This is a genomic window from Eggerthella lenta DSM 2243 (genome assembly GCF_000024265.1).
GTDB classification, from domain to species: Bacteria; Actinomycetota; Coriobacteriia; order Coriobacteriales; family Eggerthellaceae; genus Eggerthella; species Eggerthella lenta.
Genome location: NC_013204.1, coordinates 336759 through 353527, shown reverse-complemented (window position 1 = coordinate 353527; position 16769 = coordinate 336759). Strand labels below are relative to the sequence as shown.

Sequence of the window (16769 nt, the reverse complement as noted above, 5' to 3'; positions counted from 1 at the left end):
GTCCCCACCTTACTTCGTCGAATCCTTGTCGGAAGTTTTCGCCTCCATCGGCTCGGCCTCCTGCTTCTTCGGCAGGCGGAACCCGTTGCCGAACAGGCCGCGCTTCTTAGGCGCCTCCTCCACGGCCGGAGCCTCCTCCACCTTCTGCTTGGCGGCGCGCTGCGCGGCCTTCTGCTGCTTTTCTGCTGCGCGCATCTCCTTGGTTTTTTTGGACATCATCTCTTCCTGATAGGCGCGTCGCACCTTGCGGATTTTCGAGAAGTCCACGTATAAGGCGCCGATGATGCACACATAGGCCAGGCCCAGCACCACATAGGTTCCCACCTCGGGCAGGAAGGCGCGGCCGAACCACGACATAGCCGTCATCACGATGGCGCCGATCAAAAGACCCCACCAGATTTTGCGAAGACGCTTGTATTCCGGCGTGGGCGGGTTGTAGTACTGCCGATCGATCTCGGTCTGCTTCGCTCGTGCGGCCTTCTTGTCAGCCTTCTTCTGCTGCTTCGTCTTCACGGTGGGCTGGATGCGCACCGACGAAGCCGCCTTCGTCTTCGGCTTCATGGTGGCCGCGCTCTTGCGCGTCTGGCCGCGATGCTCGTCGGTCTGGTACCGGTCGTTCATAGGGTTACGCTGGGACATGGGTTATTGCTCCTTGTTGATTGCCTCGAACCTCGCAGGTCCGTCAAAGTCAGCGAGAGGCGTTGAGGTGCCCGGAATTGTCGTGAAAGCTTTGCGAAGCGTGCTTTTGCACGTGAGCGAAGCTTGGAGCGGCAAGGCCGGACGCCTCAACGCCTCGCAGCGTCGAGAAGTTCCGGATGCCGTTAGGCAAACGGAACGAAAGTTCTACCCGTGATCTTCTCGTAGGCCTGGATGTACTTCTCGCTGGTGCGGTCGATGATGTCCTGGGGCAGGCGGGGCAGGTTGCCCTGACGATCCCAGTTGGCGTTCAGCCAGTCGCGCACGAACTGCTTGTCGAAGCTGGGCTGGTCCTTGCCCTCGGCGTACTCATCGCCCGGCCAGAAGCGGGACGAATCGGGCGTCAGCACCTCGTCGGCCAGGATGATCTGGCCGTTCAGGCGGCCGAACTCGAACTTCGTGTCGGCGATGATCACGCCGCGCTCGGCCGCGTGGTCGCGCGCCGTGGTGTATACCTTCAGCGCAAGGTCGCGCAGCTGCGAAGCGTCGTCCTCGCCGATGATCTCCACGAGGCGCTCGTAGCTGATGTTCTCGTCGTGGTCGCCGATCTCGGCCTTCGTCGAGGGCGTGAAGATGGGCTCGGGAAGCTTCGACGAGTTCACCAGGCCCTCGGGCAGCTGGATGCCGCACACAGTGCCCTGCTTCTGGTACTCTTTGAGGCCGCTGCCGGCCAGGTAGCCGCGCACAATGCACTCGGCGGGGAACATGTCGGCCTTCTTCACCAGCATGAAGCGGCCGCGCAGGTAGTCGGCGTACGGCTGGAACTGCTCGGGCAGGTCGGCCACGTCGGAGGAGATGAGATGGTTCTCCACCACGCCGTCCAGAAGCTCGAACCAGAAGCACGACAGCTGCGTGAGCACCGCGCCCTTGTGGGGGATCTCGTCTTCCAGGATGTAATCGAACGCCGAGATGCGGTCCGTCGCCACAAGCAGCAGCTTGTCGCCCAGATCGTACAGATCGCGGACTTTCCCTTGTGCATCAGGCTTGATGTCGATTCCGGTCATGCTGGTCCTTTCGTTGCTCTCTCGAAACGCCGCTCTGCGGCACCCGGCGCTCCCCTTCTCCGTCGGCGCGCCCTATTATCGTCTATTTCTGGTCTTTACGCGACTTCCCACGCGATTTTTGCGATTTCTGCCCGCGCTGCTGCTCGTCACCCTGGTACAGCGGGATGTGAATGGTGAAGCATGCGCCCTCTCCCTTGCGGCCTTCCACCTGCACCCAGCCGTTGTGGCGCTCGACGATCTCCTTCACCACGGACAAGCCGATGCCCAGGCCGCCGCTCTCGCGCGTGCGTCCCGCGTCGGCGCGCCAAAAGCGCGAGAACACCATCTTCGCCTCGTCGGGCGTGAGGCCGATGCCCGTGTCCTGCACGCTGATGGACGCCATGATGTCGCCGCGCTTCACGCGCACGGTAACCAAGCCCCCTTCGGACGTGTAACGAACCGCGTTCGAGATGAGGTTGGCGGTTGCCTGGCGAATCATGTCCGCGTCGCCCAGCACGCGCACGCCTTGCTCCATCTCGTACTTCAGCGTGAGGCCGGAATCGGCTACGAACGCCTCGTGCGTGGCCACGATGCCGGCGATCAGCTCGCCCACATTGACCACTTCCTTCTTCATGGGCGTAGAGCGGCTCTCCAAACGCGAAAGCTTCAAGATGGCGTCTACCAGGCGGCTGAGGCGCTGCACCTCGGAGTTCACGGTTTCCAGGCGCTCCTCGTCGGCCTCGAACACGCCGTCCACCATCGCTTCCACGGTGGATTGGATGGCCATCAGCGGCGTACGCAGCTCATGTGCCACGTCGGTGGTCAGACGGCGCTCCAGCTCGCGGTCGCGCTCGATGGAGTCGGCCATCGCATCGAACGTCTCGCCCAGGTGCGCGATCTCGTCCTCGCCGTGCAGCTCGGTGCGGGCCGACAGGTCGCCTTCCTTGATGGCCTTCGCCGTGGTGGTCATGCGGTTGATGGGGCTGACCAGCGTACGTGCGAACAAGAAGCCGATGCATGATGCCAGCACGATGGCGAGCGCCGTCGCGAACACCATGGCCTGGTACGAGTTGTTACGGAATTCCTCGTCGGTCTGACTGAGCAGCGCCTCGGAGCCGTACACCCACATGTGGACGGATCCGACGGCGACGTTGTCGGTGATGATGGGGGCGATGGCCAGCTGGTCGCTGTCTCCGGGAGGAGGCGCGAGCGATCCTCGACTGTAGTCCTTGCCCGGCATATCATTTCCGTTTTCGCTGGGCGGAATCGTGGAATCGTACACGACGCTGCCGGTTTGGTTGTCGAAGATCTTGACGCCCACGCCGTTCAGCTTTGCCGCATAGCCCGCAACCGTCGCGATGCCGACGTTGTCGAGCGTGCCCGTATCCGAGTAGATCTCCGCGATCTGCTCGGCCGTGGATTCGGCGAGTTTATAGATGTTGGCCTGCGTATACGTCTGGAAGTGCTGCTCCCACACGAACGACAGCACGCCGATGGCCACAAGCGCGGTCATGGCCGCGATGAAGGCGAACGCGGCCGTGACGCGCGTGGTGTACGTCAGGTTGTCCCAGCCGAAACGGATGCCGCGGCGCTTTTTGCCGTCGCTCTCGTGCGGCACGACGATGGGCCCCGTGGTGCCCGTATCGGCTTCGACCGTCAAACGCTCGACGACCGGGGTGTGCGATGCGGTTTCTTGCGCATCGGAGGCTGGCGATGCAGCCTGTTCGCTTGCGTCTCGCACGTCGGTTTACTGCGCAACTTTCGTGGGATCCTCGAAGCGGTAGCCCACGCCGTGAACGGTGTGCAGCCACTTCGGGCTGCGCGGGTTGTCGCCGATCTTCGCGCGCAGGTTCTTCACATGCGAGTCGATGGTGCGCTCGTAGCCCTCGAAGTCGTAGCCCAGCACCTTCTCCACCAGCTCCATGCGCGAGTACACGCGACCCGGGTAGCGGGACAGCGTGGTGAGCAGCTTGAACTCGCTGGCGGTGAGATCGATCTCCTCGTTGTTGACCAGCACTTTGTGCCCCGACACGTCGATGGTGAGCTCGCCGAACTCCAGCACTTCGCGCTGCGGCTCGGAATCGGCGTGCACGCGGCGCAGAAGCGCGCGGGCGCGAGCAACCAGCTCGCGGGGGCTGAACGGCTTCACCAGGTAGTCGTCGGCGCCCAGCTCCAGACCGATGATGCGGTCTTCCACCTCGCCCTTAGCGGTGAGCATGATAATGGGCACGTCGGAGTTGTCGCGGATGGCGCGGCAGACGCGCTCGCCCGGCACGCGGGGCAGCATGAGGTCGAGGATGACAAGATCGAAGTGGTGCTTCGAGAACTCCTCGAGCGCCTCCTGGCCGTCGCCGACCGCCGTCACCCAGTAATTCTCGCGTTCAAGATAGGCCGTCACGGCGTCGCGGATGGCCTTTTCGTCTTCAACCAAAAGGATGCGTCGTGTTTCGTTGCTCATGGATCACTCCTCAAGCTCGCTGACATCTCGGACAATGCGCGCCCGCGTTCCCTACGCGGACCAGTTCCGAGCGTATTGGTCGTGTTTGCGTTTATTGTAGCAATTAGACCGAAGGGCGCTTTAACCTGTGCGTGAAATGACACAATAAACACCATGGTAACCCGCAGATCAACACACGCGAATCACGCGAAACCGACCGTTGCTAAGAAACGCCTTGCGAACAGGCGCGCAGCCTCCCGGGGAGGCGCGCTGTACGCCGGCGGAAAACCGAACGCGCGCGGTGGGCATGTGGGAAACGTCGCCGGATACGGCGGAGCACACGGCGGCAGCGGTCGTCGCGGGGGCTCCGCAGACGTCGGCAACGTGGCGGGGTACGGCAGCGCCAGCGCCATGGGCTCGGTCGGCGCGCATCGCCGCTCGTCCTCCGCATCGCCCTCCCCATCGTCCCCCGCTCCGCGCGGCACCTCTAACGGCAACGCCGGCGGCAACGGCGTTCGCGTTCCCACGCCGAACGGAGGCGAGGTTCTGCTCACCCGCCGCCACTTCCTGTACGGAGCGTTGGGCGTGGGCGCTTTGGCGGCCGTGGGCGGCGGCGCATCCGTCGTAATCGAGCAGACGAAGAACGACCCAGATGACAACCTCGTAGTGCTCAAGGTGCCCGAAGACGCGGTGCTGTCGTCTGCGTCCGACGAGTTCACCAACACGTTCGTCCAGGCGGAAGATCCAACGACGCTCATGAACCAGGTGGGGAATTACGAGCTGCCGTACGGCTCGCTCGTCTGGGCGAACGACGACGATTTGGCCGCATGCCTCTTGCCCACCGACACCGGCAAGCCGCTGACCCAGGTGGCGCTGCTTTCGCTGAGCTCGGGAAACTCCACCGTGGTGCTGGAGCAGGCCGTCGGATCCGACGAAGGCTTCGAAATCTACGACGTGCGCGCCACATCCTCGGGTCTCATCTGGGCCGAGGCGGACATCCTCGACGGCGTCTGGCGCATATACACCGCGCGTACCGATGGTGCGGCTCTGGGCAATCCCGCGCTGGTGGAAGAAGGCGACGGCGATTGGGAGATGCCCACCATCGCCGCCGTGGGAAACCGCGCATTCTGGCAGGTGTTGCCGAAAGCGAGCGGTCCGAAGAAAACCGAGCCGTCGCTGTTCAAGCGCGCCACCATGGGAGCGAACGACATCGAGACGCTGTGGACCTCGATCGGCCGCATGGCGACGGCTCCCTACGCCACCGGCGACTCCGTGGTCATCACGCCGCGCACGGACACCTCGTCCATCCACTACCAGCTCGTGCGCGTGGATGCCAACACGGGCGAAGCGCTGGACACCATGGCGCTGCCCACGTCCATGAAACCGCTGGAAGCCGGCTACGGCAACACCGGGTTCATGTTCTCGTTCGATGCCGGCTACCAGTACGGCGGAGGTATCGCCAGCATCGGCACGTACACCCCGGCCAGCGCCGTGACGAACGGCGACTACAGCAACGCGCCGTGGTTCCGTTTCAGCCGCAACCCTACCGCGCCGCCTGCCTGGTGCGGGTCGTACCTCATGGTGAAGTCGCGCACGCAAGTCGTGGGCATCAACTTCGACACGAACGACTGGTTCGCCTTCGACGTGAAAAGCGGCGCTGACGATTACGGCGAGTACCTGGCGTCCACCGGCTCGCGCGATGCCGTGGTCACGTACACAAACATCGACGACAAGCCCCTCGACGGCGAGGCCAGGAAGTACTGCCTCGTAAGGGTATGGACACCAGCTTAAACGCCTTCTCCGTCCCAGACCATCTGCGTAAGCCGGCACAAAGATATCGCACCCATCAAAAACAGGAAGCCCCGCAGGACGGGGCTTCCTGATGCCTCTACGTAAGGTAGGCGGCAGCTTTTAGAACTCCAGCTCCTTGAGGCGGTCGAATACCACGTCTTTACGGGTGAGGAAGTCCCAAGGGTCGAAGATCTCGTCCAGCACCTCGGCGCTGAGGTTCGCCTCGGGGTCGGCTTCGAGGTTTTCGCGATAGGTGGGTCCGTCCACGGCGTTCTGGATATCCTCCCACACCTTCATGGCGTTGCGTTGCACGATGACGTAGGCGTCCTCGCGGCTGATGCCGGTGTCCACCAGGGCCAGCAGCACCTTCGAGCTGAAGATGAGGCCCTTCGTGCGCCACAGGTTGTGCTCCATCTTGGCCGGATAGGTTTGCAGGCCGTCCAGCATCCACTGCATCTTGCCGAACATGTAGTCCAGCGCGATGAAGCTGTCGGCCAGCGCGACCCGCTCGGCACCGGAGTGGCTGATGTCGCGCTCGTACCACAGCGCCACGTTGTCGAAGGCCACCTGCGCGTTGCTCTTGACCGTGCGGGCCAGGCCGCAGACGCGCTCGGCCGTGATGGGGTTGCGCTTGTGCGGCATGGCGCTGCTCCCCTTCTGCCCCTTCGCGAACGGCTCCTCGGCCTCGATGACGTCGGACTGCTGCAGCAGGCGCACCTGCATGGCGATGGACTCCAGTGTGGAAGCCGTCACAGCCAGGCCGGCCATCACCTGCGCGTGACGGTCGCGCGCCAGCACCTGCGTGGACAGCGGGTCGGCCGCAAGGCCCAGGCGCTCGCACACGTACTGCTCGACGAACGGGTCGATGCTGGAGTACGTGCCCACCGCGCCGCTGATGGCGCCCGTGGCGGCCACCTTGCGGGCTTCCTCCATGCGCGTCTGCGCGCGCTTGAGGGCCCAAGCCCAGCTGCCGAACTTCATGCCGAACGTCATGGGCTCGGCGTGGATGCCGTGCGTGCGGCCCACGCACAGCGTCTCCTGGAACTCGAAGGCACGGCGCTTGCACGTCTCGCCCAGCTGCTTGATGTCTTCCAGGATGATATCGATAGCCTGCGTGATCTGGTAGGACAGCGCCGTGTCGCCCAGGTCGGACGACGTCATGCCGTAGTGCACCCAACGGCTGGGCGGCTCGGTGCCTTCCGGCACGTCGGCGTCGATGTACTCGGCCATGTTCGTGGTGAACGCGATGACGTCGTGGTTCGTCACCTTCTCGATCTCGTCGATGCGCTCCACGGTGAAGTCGGCATGCGCGCGGATCCACGCGGCCTCCTCCTTCGTGATGCCGGACTTGCCCAGCTCGGCCTGCGCCTCGCAGGCCAGCACCTCGATTTCCTTCCAGATGTTGAACTTGTTTTCCAACTCCCAGATGGCGCCCATCGCGGGGCGCGTGTAACGGTTGATCACGCCGGTCCCTTTCACCCTGTTCTGCCTGATGGCAACCAGCATACCGCAAACGGACGGCAGCGCGGCGTATTTCACGGAAAGCGCCGAGCAGCCAGGGCGGCGGGCTGCGCGGGCGCAAAGCGGCCACTAGGCCGCTTTGCGCCCGGACGGATCAGCCTTCCCGAAGCGCGCTTCAGAGCGCGGCTTATTGCTTGACTTCTCTATTCTTGTTCGAGTAGTATATTTCCCATTATTATGCTAGGTTTTAGGGAGGAACCGCGGTATGGAGCAAGCACGGAAGCAGCAGATCGTCGCACGCGGACGAGTCCGCTCGATCAACGTGTCGAAGCGCAAGGGAACGCGCAAGATGCCGTGCGAAGGCGGCGCGACCGTCGTCGCGCATCGGGGCCTGGACACCGACGCACATGCCGGCGATTGGCATCGCCAGGTGTCGCTGCTTGCTTGGGAATCCATCGAGAAAGCGCGCGCGACCGGCCTCGACGTGGTTGAGGGCGACTTCGCCGAAAACGTCACCACCGAGGGCATCGACCTGTTAGCGCTGCCCCTGGGCACGCGCGTGCGCATCGGCGAGGACGTGCTGTTGGAGCTATCGCAGATCGGCAAGGTGTGCCACACGAAGTGCGCCATCTACCACCTGGCAGGCGACTGCATCTTCCCGCGCGAGGGCATCTTCTTCGTGGCGCTGGAAGGCGGCGCGATCAACGTGGGCGACCCGGTGGAAGTCGTCTCACTCGGCGACGGCACCTGCGCTTACACCCCGCCCGAAGCGCTGGCAGAGCTGGCCGCCGCGACTCGATAGCACCAAGACGATACTTGTCGCCTCGTGGACGTCCGGCCTAACAAGAGGCCGAACGTCCACCGGCAACACCTCAATCCATGCGCAATGCATCGTACAGCATTTTCGGCGCTACGCGCGCAAGCCTCTCGACAGCTTCCTGCAGAGGGGGCACCGTGTCCAGGCGATACCACTCAGTCAGAATATCCGTCTCGGTTTTCACCCAGCTGTCCAGGCAAAACATGAGATCGTCATCAAGGGCTATATGCTTGTAATCCTGCAGCGTCTCGAGCAGTGCGCACTTGCGATAGTGAGGCATGATACTGCGCTGGCTTGGGAAGTTGAGCGTATACTGCGTTGCGACCTTGAAGAATTCGCTCTCGAGCGAAAGCAGCTTTAGATGATGGAAATAGCCTGTTTCCCAATCCATTGTCCGGCCCACCTCTATCAAGTAAAACTTGTGGACGTGCATCGGCCACCACCAATGCAGACTGTACTTGCTATCGAAGTACCGATAGAACATTTGGCGAGATATACCGATTTTTTCACATAAGTCGGTCACCTTGATCTGGTCGAGAGACTTGTCTACAGCGTGCATGATCCGCAACCGCATCCGCACGTCTTCATCGTCGAGGATCCCCTTCGGCTCCCACTCGCCCATCTCTACCCCCCTTCCCGCATCCCCATACGGTTTTCTCAAAGAGTACCCTTCCCCACGCTGCCGATCGCTCCTTAGATGCCGACCGGCTTCAACCCTTCGGCAGAGGCCGCGGTGCGCAAATCCTTCCAAACCGACAAATGGTCGATCTCAAGAGCCTTGCACACCGTATCGCACATACCGCACTCTATACATTCCCACAAGCCATTTTGCACGGCTTGGACAACGCGATCCCCCTGATCGTAAGGATCGTAAAAACGATTGGCAATGGCTATCATTCCAGTTGGGCCGATATAGGACTTAAACCCCTTCTGCTCGACAACGGGGCACGCCGCCGTGCACACGCCGCAACGTGCGCAGTACTCGAGCGGCTCGAGCTTCTCGGACAGACCAGCGTCGACCGGAGCCTTAATCTCATCAAGGTTTAGGTCAAACGCACGTTGACGAGCGAGAATACGGCTCACTTTGTCCGTAACCTTCGTCTTGTCGACAATCAGGTCGCGCACCACCGGAAAATGCTTGAGTGGCGTGACTTCGTTCTTGCCCGCATCCTCAACCAGGGTAACGCAGGCGAGACACGGTGTGCCGTTGAGCGTCATGGCGCAACGGCCGCACACGCGCCCGCGGCAGCTGTAATCGAATGCGATAGGCTCGATGGTGTCGTTGATGACCACCAGCGCCTCGAGCAGGGTCATGTGCTCGGTGTGCTCGATCTCGTATGTACCGAAATAAGGCTCGGCGTCAACCGAGGGATTGTACTTTTGCACGCTGATCTTCATAGCGCCTCCTTGTGAGTCCGTGAGCGGTCGTGGTTAGTCGAGCTCGACGACGGGAACGGTTTCGAGCTTCATCTCGCCGTTCACGTTCCTCGCGACAATGTTGCACGTCCAGTTGGCTGGATCTTCCTGAGGGAATTCCGGACGATAGCTGTGGCCTCGGCTTTCCTCGCGCATGAGCGCGGCTTTCGAACTCGCCTCGGCGATGTCGAGCATGTTGTAGGCTTCGATGGCCGCCTTCCAATCGGTGTTGTAGGTAAGCGTCGCGTCTCCCAGCCTCATCGCGGGCATTTCCTCCTTGCGAATTCGCTCTAGTTCGGCAACTGCCTCCTGCATCGCAGGAGTCTCTCGCGTGGGCTGGCATGCCCGATAGCAAGCGCGCTGTATCATACGGGTAATTTCCTGAGGCCTCTTACCATCCGTCTGACGGATGCGTATCTCGTGCAAACGGTTAATCTCCTCTTCAACCGTATCGAACGTGAACGCCTTCGGCTTGTCTTTGCCCGCGCCCTCGGCATACTCGACAGCTTGCATCATGGCGTATGAGCCGTCTCGATAAGCAACGTTCACCGATGAACCGCCTTGCGCTCCGTATACTCCGCCACCGCGAGCGCAGAACAATCCAGGCAGGCCCTCCACCATAAGCTTTTCATCAACGCGCGGGTTGCTACCGTGCTCATAAGCCTCAAGCGCGCATTCGAGCTTAGTGGATGCCACATCTATGCCGAACACCTCTTTCCACAACTCGACGTTACGGCGATACACCTCCCCCATGGCCGCAAACGCCTCGGGATTGGAGAAATCCACGTACACTCCGCCATTCGGCGATCCACCGCCGTCGTGAATTGCCTTGGCGATTGTGCGCGTGAACGTGATGCGATCGAGCGTGGAGTAGTCCATGCCACGGAAAAAGTAATTGTCGTTTGCATCGCAGATGTATTCGCAGCACAGATTGTCAGCGCCGATGCCTCCTACGAACGTCGCCGCAAGCCCCGTCGGATACATGCTGATGAGGTCGAATTGAAAAAACTCCGAATCCTGCAGAGCCGCACCGCGTCGAAAAGCAGCTGCATCTACATCTCCTGTGTTGTCCGGTGAATTGATGGAAGTGGGAGCCACAGTATTCCACCCGTAAATCCACGAACTTGCACCCGTGCAAGATACGGTCGACTTTGCACGAAAAACGCGCACCGTTCCCGTGGGCACATGCAGCCCTACCGCTCCAATGCAGGCACCGTCTTCGACTACGATGTCGGTGATCATGGTCTGGTCGAAGATGCGAGCGCCCGAACGCTCCACGGAATCGGTAAAGTATCGCGGGAAACCGTTGAAGATGCCGAAAAGCGGATAGCCCGGGATATCGAGGCCCGGCACAAACGCACCTGTTTCATCGCGCATGAACAGGTTGTTGCCTTCTTGGGCGTAGCGCAGCAGCAAATTGCGCTCCTCCACAGTAAACGCTTCATGGGTCGCCTTTGCGATCTTCTTGTTCGTCAACTCGTTCAAAACGAAGTCCTCGGATTGATCCCACGGCGTGTCAGCCTGAATGAAGTTCACCCAGTTGCACCAGTTGTAGCCGCAAGCACCGCCGAAATGGAAGGCAGCCTTCTCAACGACCGCAACGTCCTTTCCCTGCTTGTAAGCCTGCAATGCCGCATGAGACCCCGCAAGGCCGCCGCCGATGATAAGAATATCGGTATCGTAGAGCTCGTAAAGTACCTGCTCGCTGTTTGCAGACGCGCCCGCGCCCCGCCCTTCGGATGTTTCCGGTGCCGAACAAGCGCCCATCGCACTCGAAAGCATCACCGTGCCAAACGCCACCGCGCTGCCTCCGAGAAACGCCCTACGAGACATGCTCTTCGTGCTTGCCGATTCGTTGCTGAAATTACGTTTCATGCGAACCCCTCCTCGCTCCGTCCTCTTCGACCGATGGGGTCGTCCCCTTCGGCAACCCCATTGTCGCAAAGCAAAAAAATGGGTTCAAAAGACGAAACAAGGCAACCGTACGCTCTGGAAAACATAAAGCGAAGTTGTCCGACCAGGTCGGACAACTTCGCTTTATGGCTTGGCGCTGTCTAGCCGCAAGGCCGACGGAACCTACAGCCCCTTGAACAGCGCCCGGACTTCGTCGAGCACTTCGTTGTCGGCCACGACGATGGCCTTGTCGCCGGGATACAGCACCGTCTCTTCGCTGGCCACTTCCACGTTGTCGTCGTCCTTCGGCGACACGGCCGCGATCAGGCTGTTCTCGGGCATGGGAACCGACGACACCAGGATGCCGGCCTCGTTGGAATGATGGCGCATGCGCGGCACCACGATCTCGGTAAGCGTAACGTTGCCGTGCGTCAGCGACGAGGCCACGCTCACGCTGCCCAGCAGCGTCTCTTCCTCGATGAGGTTCGCAATGAGCGTGGTGGACGACACGCACTCGATGCCCACCTCCTTGAAGATGCGGAGGTTCTTCGGGCTGTTCACGCGCGCGATGCAGCGCGGCACGTTGAACACGCGCTGCGCGATCTCGCACGACACGAGGTTGTCGTCGTCCTGGCCGGTGGTGGCCACGAACACGTCGGCGCGCCGGATGCCCGCGTCCTCCTGGTACTTCGAGTCGCAGCCGTCGCCGTGGATGACCAGGTAGCGCCCTTGAAGCGCCACCGACAGGCGGTCGGCCGTGGCCAGATTCTCCTCGATGACGGCCACGTCGTTGCCGCTTGAAAGCAGCACTGAAGCCAAGTATTCGCCGATCTTGCCGCCGCCAGCGATAACGATGTACATGCTCCGTCTCCCTTAATCTTGGATATAGCGCGAGAACGATTCGATCAGCTCATGGCGCACGCAGGCGAGCACCGAATCCCCGTTGTAGAGGATGGAGTCGCGCGTAGGAATAGAGCTGGCCGAGCCGTCGCTGCGCTCGAACGCGATGATGCGGACGTCGTGATCGCGCTCCAGCTCGCCCACGCGGATGGTGCGCTTGTCGGTGGAGCTGAGGTCCAGCGAGAAGCGCAGCACCTCGAACTCGCCGAACGTGTCGAGATGGGCGCCGTGGCCCGACACCACCTTGCTGAACACGTCCTCGGCCACCAGCGACGTGCCGCACACGTAGTCGATGCCCAGCTGCATGTACGCGCGCTCGTGATCGGGGTTGTACAGGCGCGCGATGACGTGCGGCACGCCGAACAGACGGCTGCCCACTTCGGCGCACATGAGGTTCGTGTTGTCGAACTGGGTGACGGCGGCCATGACGTCGCAATCTTCGACACCGGCTTTGACGAGGGTTTCCTCGTCGAAGCCCACACCCTGCACCGTGGAGCCGTTGAAGTTGCGCCCCAGGTTCGCGAACGCGTTCACGTTCTTGTCGATGACGCACACGTTGTTGCCGTTATCCGACAGCATGTTCGCCAGCTGGGAACCGACGCGGCCGCAGCCGACGACGATCACGTTGCTCATACCGATCCTTTCACCAGGCACCCGCATGGTGCCGATTTCTTGCTGCGCTTAGCATACTGCATGGATGCGGGCACGACCAGCGTCGCCATAGAACGGCGACAAAGGCGTAACGTGGCAATCAGGCACTTAGGAACGAATGTTTCACGTGAAACATTCCGCAAGGCCATCGTCTCGAACGCATGCGGAAGAAGGATTCGACGATGGAAAAGGAACCGCCGGCTCGTGGCCGGCGGAACGTTTAGATCATCTTCATTTGGCCGATAGTCGCCTTGAACCAATGATCCGTATTAGGCGGACAGTACTTGGCAGCGTTCGCATACGTGATGGAGTAGCCGTAGCCGTTTGCCAGGCCCGCTACGTGAGCGTTGATAGCCTCTTCCCAGCTGGACCAACTCTTATCGCCCCAGCCCCATGCGTTGTACGGCAGGAAGCAATGCGCGCCCTTGGAGCTTTCGGTGTTGGATATGGCAGGCGACCAGCGCGGGTCGACGCCGTTGCTCCAGGCAGCTTCGGCGAACGTGGCACCCTGCCCCGCCAAGGGCGAGCCGGCCAAGTATGCATTGATACGGGAGGTCCACTCGGAAACGAAAGCCTCTTTGCCCACGGAGAAATCAACTTCGGGAAGCGAGGCGACGGCATCGGAGGCTGCATCGCGCGCAGCGGCGGCCTCCTGCTCGGCCTTCGCCTGCTCGGCGGCGGCGATACGAGCCTCCTCCTCGGCACGAGCGGCCTCCTCCGCGGCGATGCGAGCAGCTTCTTCCTCGGCTTCGATAGCTTCGATGCCTTGCGAGATGTCGCGCGATGCGGTACTGGTAAGCACGGTGGACTCGCGGGTGGAACCCTCGGATACGTTGGCGAAGTCGGCAGAATCGGCAATGGCGACATTCGCGTCCGCACCGCCGATGCCGAAAGAATCGATATCGTGCACGGCGCCGCTTCCAGCAGAGGCGAACCCGAAGCCGATGCACCCGGTCAGCACGCACGATGCGCAGCCGACCGCGATAATTTTAGCAGCCAGGTTCGACTTCTTTTGTATATAGCGCTTTTTAGCCAAAACGTCAGTTACCTTTCGTTGAACAGCACACGACCCAGCCGCCGAAGCGGTTGACAGCGTAGTAAATTGTGTGAGGGTTTGCTGCCGAAAGGGCGATATGCTGTTGTGACAAAACGTATTTTAACGGACAAGGGGGTCCGAGGGCAAAATTTTATGGAGACGCCCTACACGATTTGTTCGCTTGACAGTGAATGAAAGCGCATTTCAGCAGGTGGTTCGCCTTAGTTGCGGACACGGGAAAAAGCGAACGAACTATGTGCTCTGTAACGCGACAAGCACGCTCATTCGGTTATCGAGATCACAACGGACTCGTTTAGACCGATGTTTTCCCACGGCTGCATGTCGAAACGATACTCGCGCCCGTACGGCGCCGAGAAAACCAGCTCTTCCGTCGCTCCCGGAACCGAGTACCACAGCAATCCCACCACGCAGAACGCCACGAAGCACAAGCCTGCCAGCAACGTAAGCAGCGGCGACTTGAGCGCGCCTCCCAGAAGCAGCAGCCCAACCATAATAAGCAGCAGCGGCCATAGGCCCACCAACATGAACTCGATGGAGCGCCACCCGATGACATCGAGGCTCATCAGCACCAGCACCACTCCCGCGGAAAACGTGATAAGGGAGTCCACGAACTGGCGCATGCGATGCCCCTCTTCGCCGGGGACTACCATACCGACGATGCCCAAGATAACGAAGATAAGCGGCCAATACTGCCACCACACCACGCCTTCGACCATGCTCGCCACCATAGCGGACATGCCGAAAAACAACAGGAACGACCCCGCGAACAGAGCAGCCTTCACGCCCGAGCGCGACGACTTCGCCGGCGGCTGCTGTTGCGGCGCGGCATGCATCCACCCTTCATGCGAATGGCTCGCCGGAGGCGCATACGAACGAGAAGCATCGGCAGGCGCAGCGGCAGAGGCGCGCGATGCGCCTGCCGGGGGCTCGGGCGGCACATGAGCGGCCGAGGCGTACGGGGGATGCGCATAGCGCCAACCGGCCGCTTGCGCGGGATTGGGCGCATTTTGCGCCCCCGACTCGGTTTTGCGCGGGGTGCCGCCGAATTCGAACGTCCCGTACGTCTCGGAATGCACCGACTGGGGGTGCACGTCGAGCGGCGCCTCCTCCTTCGGTTCGAGCGGCAGCACGATCCACAGCAGGATGTATGCGATGCCCAGCAGCCCGCCCGAGGCCAGGGTGAACACCACCATGATGATACGGACGATGACAGGATCGACGTTGAAATAATCGGCCACGCCCGCGCAGACGCCGCCTATGAGCGCCTTTCGCGAACGGAGCAGCCGTTTTTCACTCGTCACGCTTCCTCCCGGTCGATCGCCTCGACAGCGTCCACGCATGATGGGGAGGGATCGTCCAGTCGTTCCACGCGCACCGTCGAAATGCGACGGCGGCGCATAGCCTGAATCTTGAAGCGGTATCCGTCGAACGCAAGTTCCTCGCCCACCTGGGGCACCGAGTCGAGCATGCTCATGAGCCAGCCCGCGATGGTCTCGTAGTCGGCCGAATCCTCCACCGGCCATCCAAGCTCTGCGGCATCTTCGACGGGGAATCGCCCGTCGACCACCCAGACGTTCTCGCTTTCCTGCTCGATGAACGGATTCTCTCGATCCGTCTCGTCCACGATCTCGCCGACGACCTCCTCTACGATGTCCTCAACGGTAATTAAACCATCGGTGCCACCGTACTCGTCAACGACGATAGCCATCTGTTGACGATTCGTTTGCATCTCGGCGAGCAGCGGGAACAGATCCTTCGTCTCGGGCACGAACATGGCCTCGTAGGCGTACTCGGCCACCGGCTCGTGCTCCTTGCCGTCCATGAGCGGCGCCACGAGGTCCTTGAAGTGGACGATGCCCACGATGCGGTCGATGTCCTCGTGATACACCGGCAGACGCGAGTAGCCCGTGCCGCGCATGCGCTCCACCGTCTGGCGCACCGTGTCGGTGTCTTCCGCGAACATCACGTCCACGCGCGGCGTCATGATCTCGTGCACGGTCATGTCGCCCAAATCGAGGATGTCGTGGATCATGCGCTTCTCGTCCTCGAGCAGCTCGTCGTTGTCCGTGACCATGTACTTGATCTCTTCTTCGGACACGTTCTGGCGCTCGTCGGCGTTCTTGATGCCGAACAGGCGCGACAGCCCGTTCGCGGACGCCGAGGTCAACGCCACCAAAGGCGAAGCGATTTTCTGGAACACCATGAGCGGTCCGGCCACCATCTTGCTGACGCGCTCGGCATCGGCCAGCGCGATGCGCTTCGGCACCAGCTCGCCCACCACGATGCTGAGGTATGACACGATGAGCGTGATGACCACGGGGGCCAAACCGGGCGCGATAACGGAAAGCCACCCGATGTTGAAGCCGGACAGCCACTGCGCCAGCGGATCGGAGAGGTTCGTGGCGGCAGCCGCGGAGGCGAAGAACCCGACGAGCGTGATGGCCACCTGGATGGTGGCCAGGAACTGCCCCGAATCGGCGGCCAGACCCAGCGCGCGTTGGGCGCTTTTATCGCCCTCGTCGGCATCGTGCTGCAGCAGTACGTGGCGCGCGTTCACCAACGCCATCTCCGACATCGAGAAATAGCCGTTCACCAGCACCAGCACGAACGTGACGACGATGCTAATCCAAATATCCATGGTACTTCTGCAACTCCTTCGACAAGCGG

15 protein-coding genes are annotated in these 16769 nt (G+C 61.6%); 2 read left to right on the top strand and 13 right to left on the bottom strand.

The window, feature by feature from the left end; genetic code table 11:
- Positions 1-9 precede the first annotated feature (9 nt).
- The 4 genes from ELEN_RS01350 to ELEN_RS01335 all read right to left on the bottom strand — a co-directional run bounded on the left by ELEN_RS01350 (position 10) and on the right by ELEN_RS01335 (position 4137).
- Entirely contained in the window at positions 10-639 is a 630-nt protein-coding gene (locus ELEN_RS01350; protein ID WP_009608199.1) for a hypothetical protein, read from the bottom strand.
- Between the two features lie 182 nt (positions 640-821).
- On the bottom strand, positions 822-1700 hold the full coding sequence (locus tag ELEN_RS01345; protein ID WP_009305832.1) for a phosphoribosylaminoimidazolesuccinocarboxamide synthase: 879 nt from the start codon (positions 1698-1700) through the stop codon (positions 822-824).
- Between the two features lie 82 nt (positions 1701-1782).
- Positions 1783-3420, bottom strand: a complete 1638-nt coding sequence (locus tag ELEN_RS01340) for a sensor histidine kinase (RefSeq protein WP_009305831.1) — start codon at positions 3418-3420, stop codon at positions 1783-1785.
- 6 nt (positions 3421-3426) lie between these two features.
- Positions 3427-4137 (bottom strand): response regulator transcription factor, encoded by a 711-nt coding sequence (locus ELEN_RS01335; RefSeq protein WP_009305830.1) that lies wholly within the window; start codon positions 4135-4137, stop codon positions 3427-3429.
- Positions 4138-4425: 288 nt separating this feature from the next.
- Here ELEN_RS01335 and ELEN_RS01330 point away from each other — a divergent pair, with 288 nt between their 5' ends.
- Positions 4426-5907: a twin-arginine translocation signal domain-containing protein gene (locus ELEN_RS01330; protein WP_015759899.1), complete on the top strand. Its 1482-nt coding sequence runs from the start codon at positions 4426-4428 to the stop codon at positions 5905-5907.
- Between the two features lie 120 nt (positions 5908-6027).
- Here the strand turns inward: ELEN_RS01330 and purB are convergent, their stop codons facing one another.
- Positions 6028-7371 carry an adenylosuccinate lyase gene (gene purB / locus ELEN_RS01325; protein WP_009305828.1) on the bottom strand — a complete coding sequence of 448 codons (1344 nt, stop codon included), beginning with the start codon at positions 7369-7371 and terminating at the stop codon, positions 6028-6030.
- A 262-nt stretch (positions 7372-7633) separates the two neighbouring features.
- Here purB and ELEN_RS01320 point away from each other — a divergent pair, with 262 nt between their 5' ends.
- Positions 7634-8170 carry an MOSC domain-containing protein gene (locus ELEN_RS01320; RefSeq protein WP_015759897.1) on the top strand — a complete coding sequence of 179 codons (537 nt, stop codon included), beginning with the start codon at positions 7634-7636 and terminating at the stop codon, positions 8168-8170.
- A 70-nt stretch (positions 8171-8240) separates the two neighbouring features.
- Here ELEN_RS01320 and ELEN_RS01315 read toward each other — a convergent pair whose 3' ends face one another.
- The 8 genes from ELEN_RS01315 to ELEN_RS01280 all read right to left on the bottom strand — a co-directional run bounded on the left by ELEN_RS01315 (position 8241) and on the right by ELEN_RS01280 (position 16740).
- Positions 8241-8807, bottom strand: coding sequence for a TetR/AcrR family transcriptional regulator (locus ELEN_RS01315; RefSeq protein ID WP_009608117.1), 567 nt, complete (start codon positions 8805-8807; stop codon positions 8241-8243).
- Positions 8808-8878: 71 nt separating this feature from the next.
- Positions 8879-9583, bottom strand: coding sequence for a succinate dehydrogenase/fumarate reductase iron-sulfur subunit (locus tag ELEN_RS01310; protein ID WP_009607943.1), 705 nt, complete (start codon positions 9581-9583; stop codon positions 8879-8881).
- Between the two features lie 33 nt (positions 9584-9616).
- Entirely contained in the window at positions 9617-11476 is a 1860-nt protein-coding gene (locus ELEN_RS01305; RefSeq protein ID WP_009607984.1) for an FAD-dependent oxidoreductase, read from the bottom strand.
- 201 nt (positions 11477-11677) lie between these two features.
- Positions 11678-12355, bottom strand: a complete 678-nt coding sequence (locus ELEN_RS01300; RefSeq protein ID WP_009608210.1) for a potassium channel family protein — start codon at positions 12353-12355, stop codon at positions 11678-11680.
- A gap of 12 nt (positions 12356-12367) precedes the next feature.
- Positions 12368-13027 (bottom strand): potassium channel family protein, encoded by a 660-nt coding sequence (locus ELEN_RS01295; protein ID WP_009305825.1) that lies wholly within the window; start codon positions 13025-13027, stop codon positions 12368-12370.
- Between the two features lie 238 nt (positions 13028-13265).
- A complete protein-coding gene (locus tag ELEN_RS01290) occupies positions 13266-14081 on the bottom strand; it encodes a hypothetical protein (RefSeq protein ID WP_009608045.1) in 816 nt (271 codons plus the stop codon).
- 281 nt (positions 14082-14362) lie between these two features.
- Entirely contained in the window at positions 14363-15403 is a 1041-nt protein-coding gene (locus ELEN_RS01285; protein WP_009607976.1) for a PspC domain-containing protein, read from the bottom strand.
- Entirely contained in the window at positions 15400-16740 is a 1341-nt protein-coding gene (locus ELEN_RS01280) for a hemolysin family protein (RefSeq protein ID WP_009305822.1), read from the bottom strand. The genes ELEN_RS01285 and ELEN_RS01280 overlap by 4 nt, the downstream gene beginning before the upstream one ends.
- Positions 16741-16769 lie beyond the last annotated feature (29 nt).

What these genes read in the sequence shown, in the direction of transcription:
- ELEN_RS01350 (WP_009608199.1), bottom strand. Translation starts at nt 639, where the DNA reads ATGTCCCAGCGTAACCCTATGAACGACCGGTACCAGACCGACGAGCAT.
- ELEN_RS01345 (WP_009305832.1), bottom strand. Translation starts at nt 1,700, where the DNA reads ATGACCGGAATCGACATCAAGCCTGATGCACAAGGGAAAGTCCGCGAT.
- ELEN_RS01335 (WP_009305830.1), bottom strand. Translation starts at nt 4,137, where the DNA reads ATGAGCAACGAAACACGACGCATCCTTTTGGTTGAAGACGAAAAGGCC.
- ELEN_RS01320 (WP_015759897.1), top strand. Translation starts at nt 7,634, where the DNA reads ATGGAGCAAGCACGGAAGCAGCAGATCGTCGCACGCGGACGAGTCCGC.
- ELEN_RS01315 (WP_009608117.1), bottom strand. Translation starts at nt 8,807, where the DNA reads ATGGGCGAGTGGGAGCCGAAGGGGATCCTCGACGATGAAGACGTGCGG.
- ELEN_RS01310 (WP_009607943.1), bottom strand. Translation starts at nt 9,583, where the DNA reads ATGAAGATCAGCGTGCAAAAGTACAATCCCTCGGTTGACGCCGAGCCT.
- ELEN_RS01305 (WP_009607984.1), bottom strand. Translation starts at nt 11,476, where the DNA reads ATGAAACGTAATTTCAGCAACGAATCGGCAAGCACGAAGAGCATGTCT.
- ELEN_RS01300 (WP_009608210.1), bottom strand. Translation starts at nt 12,355, where the DNA reads ATGTACATCGTTATCGCTGGCGGCGGCAAGATCGGCGAATACTTGGCT.
- ELEN_RS01295 (WP_009305825.1), bottom strand. Translation starts at nt 13,027, where the DNA reads ATGAGCAACGTGATCGTCGTCGGCTGCGGCCGCGTCGGTTCCCAGCTG.
- ELEN_RS01280 (WP_009305822.1), bottom strand. Translation starts at nt 16,740, where the DNA reads ATGGATATTTGGATTAGCATCGTCGTCACGTTCGTGCTGGTGCTGGTG.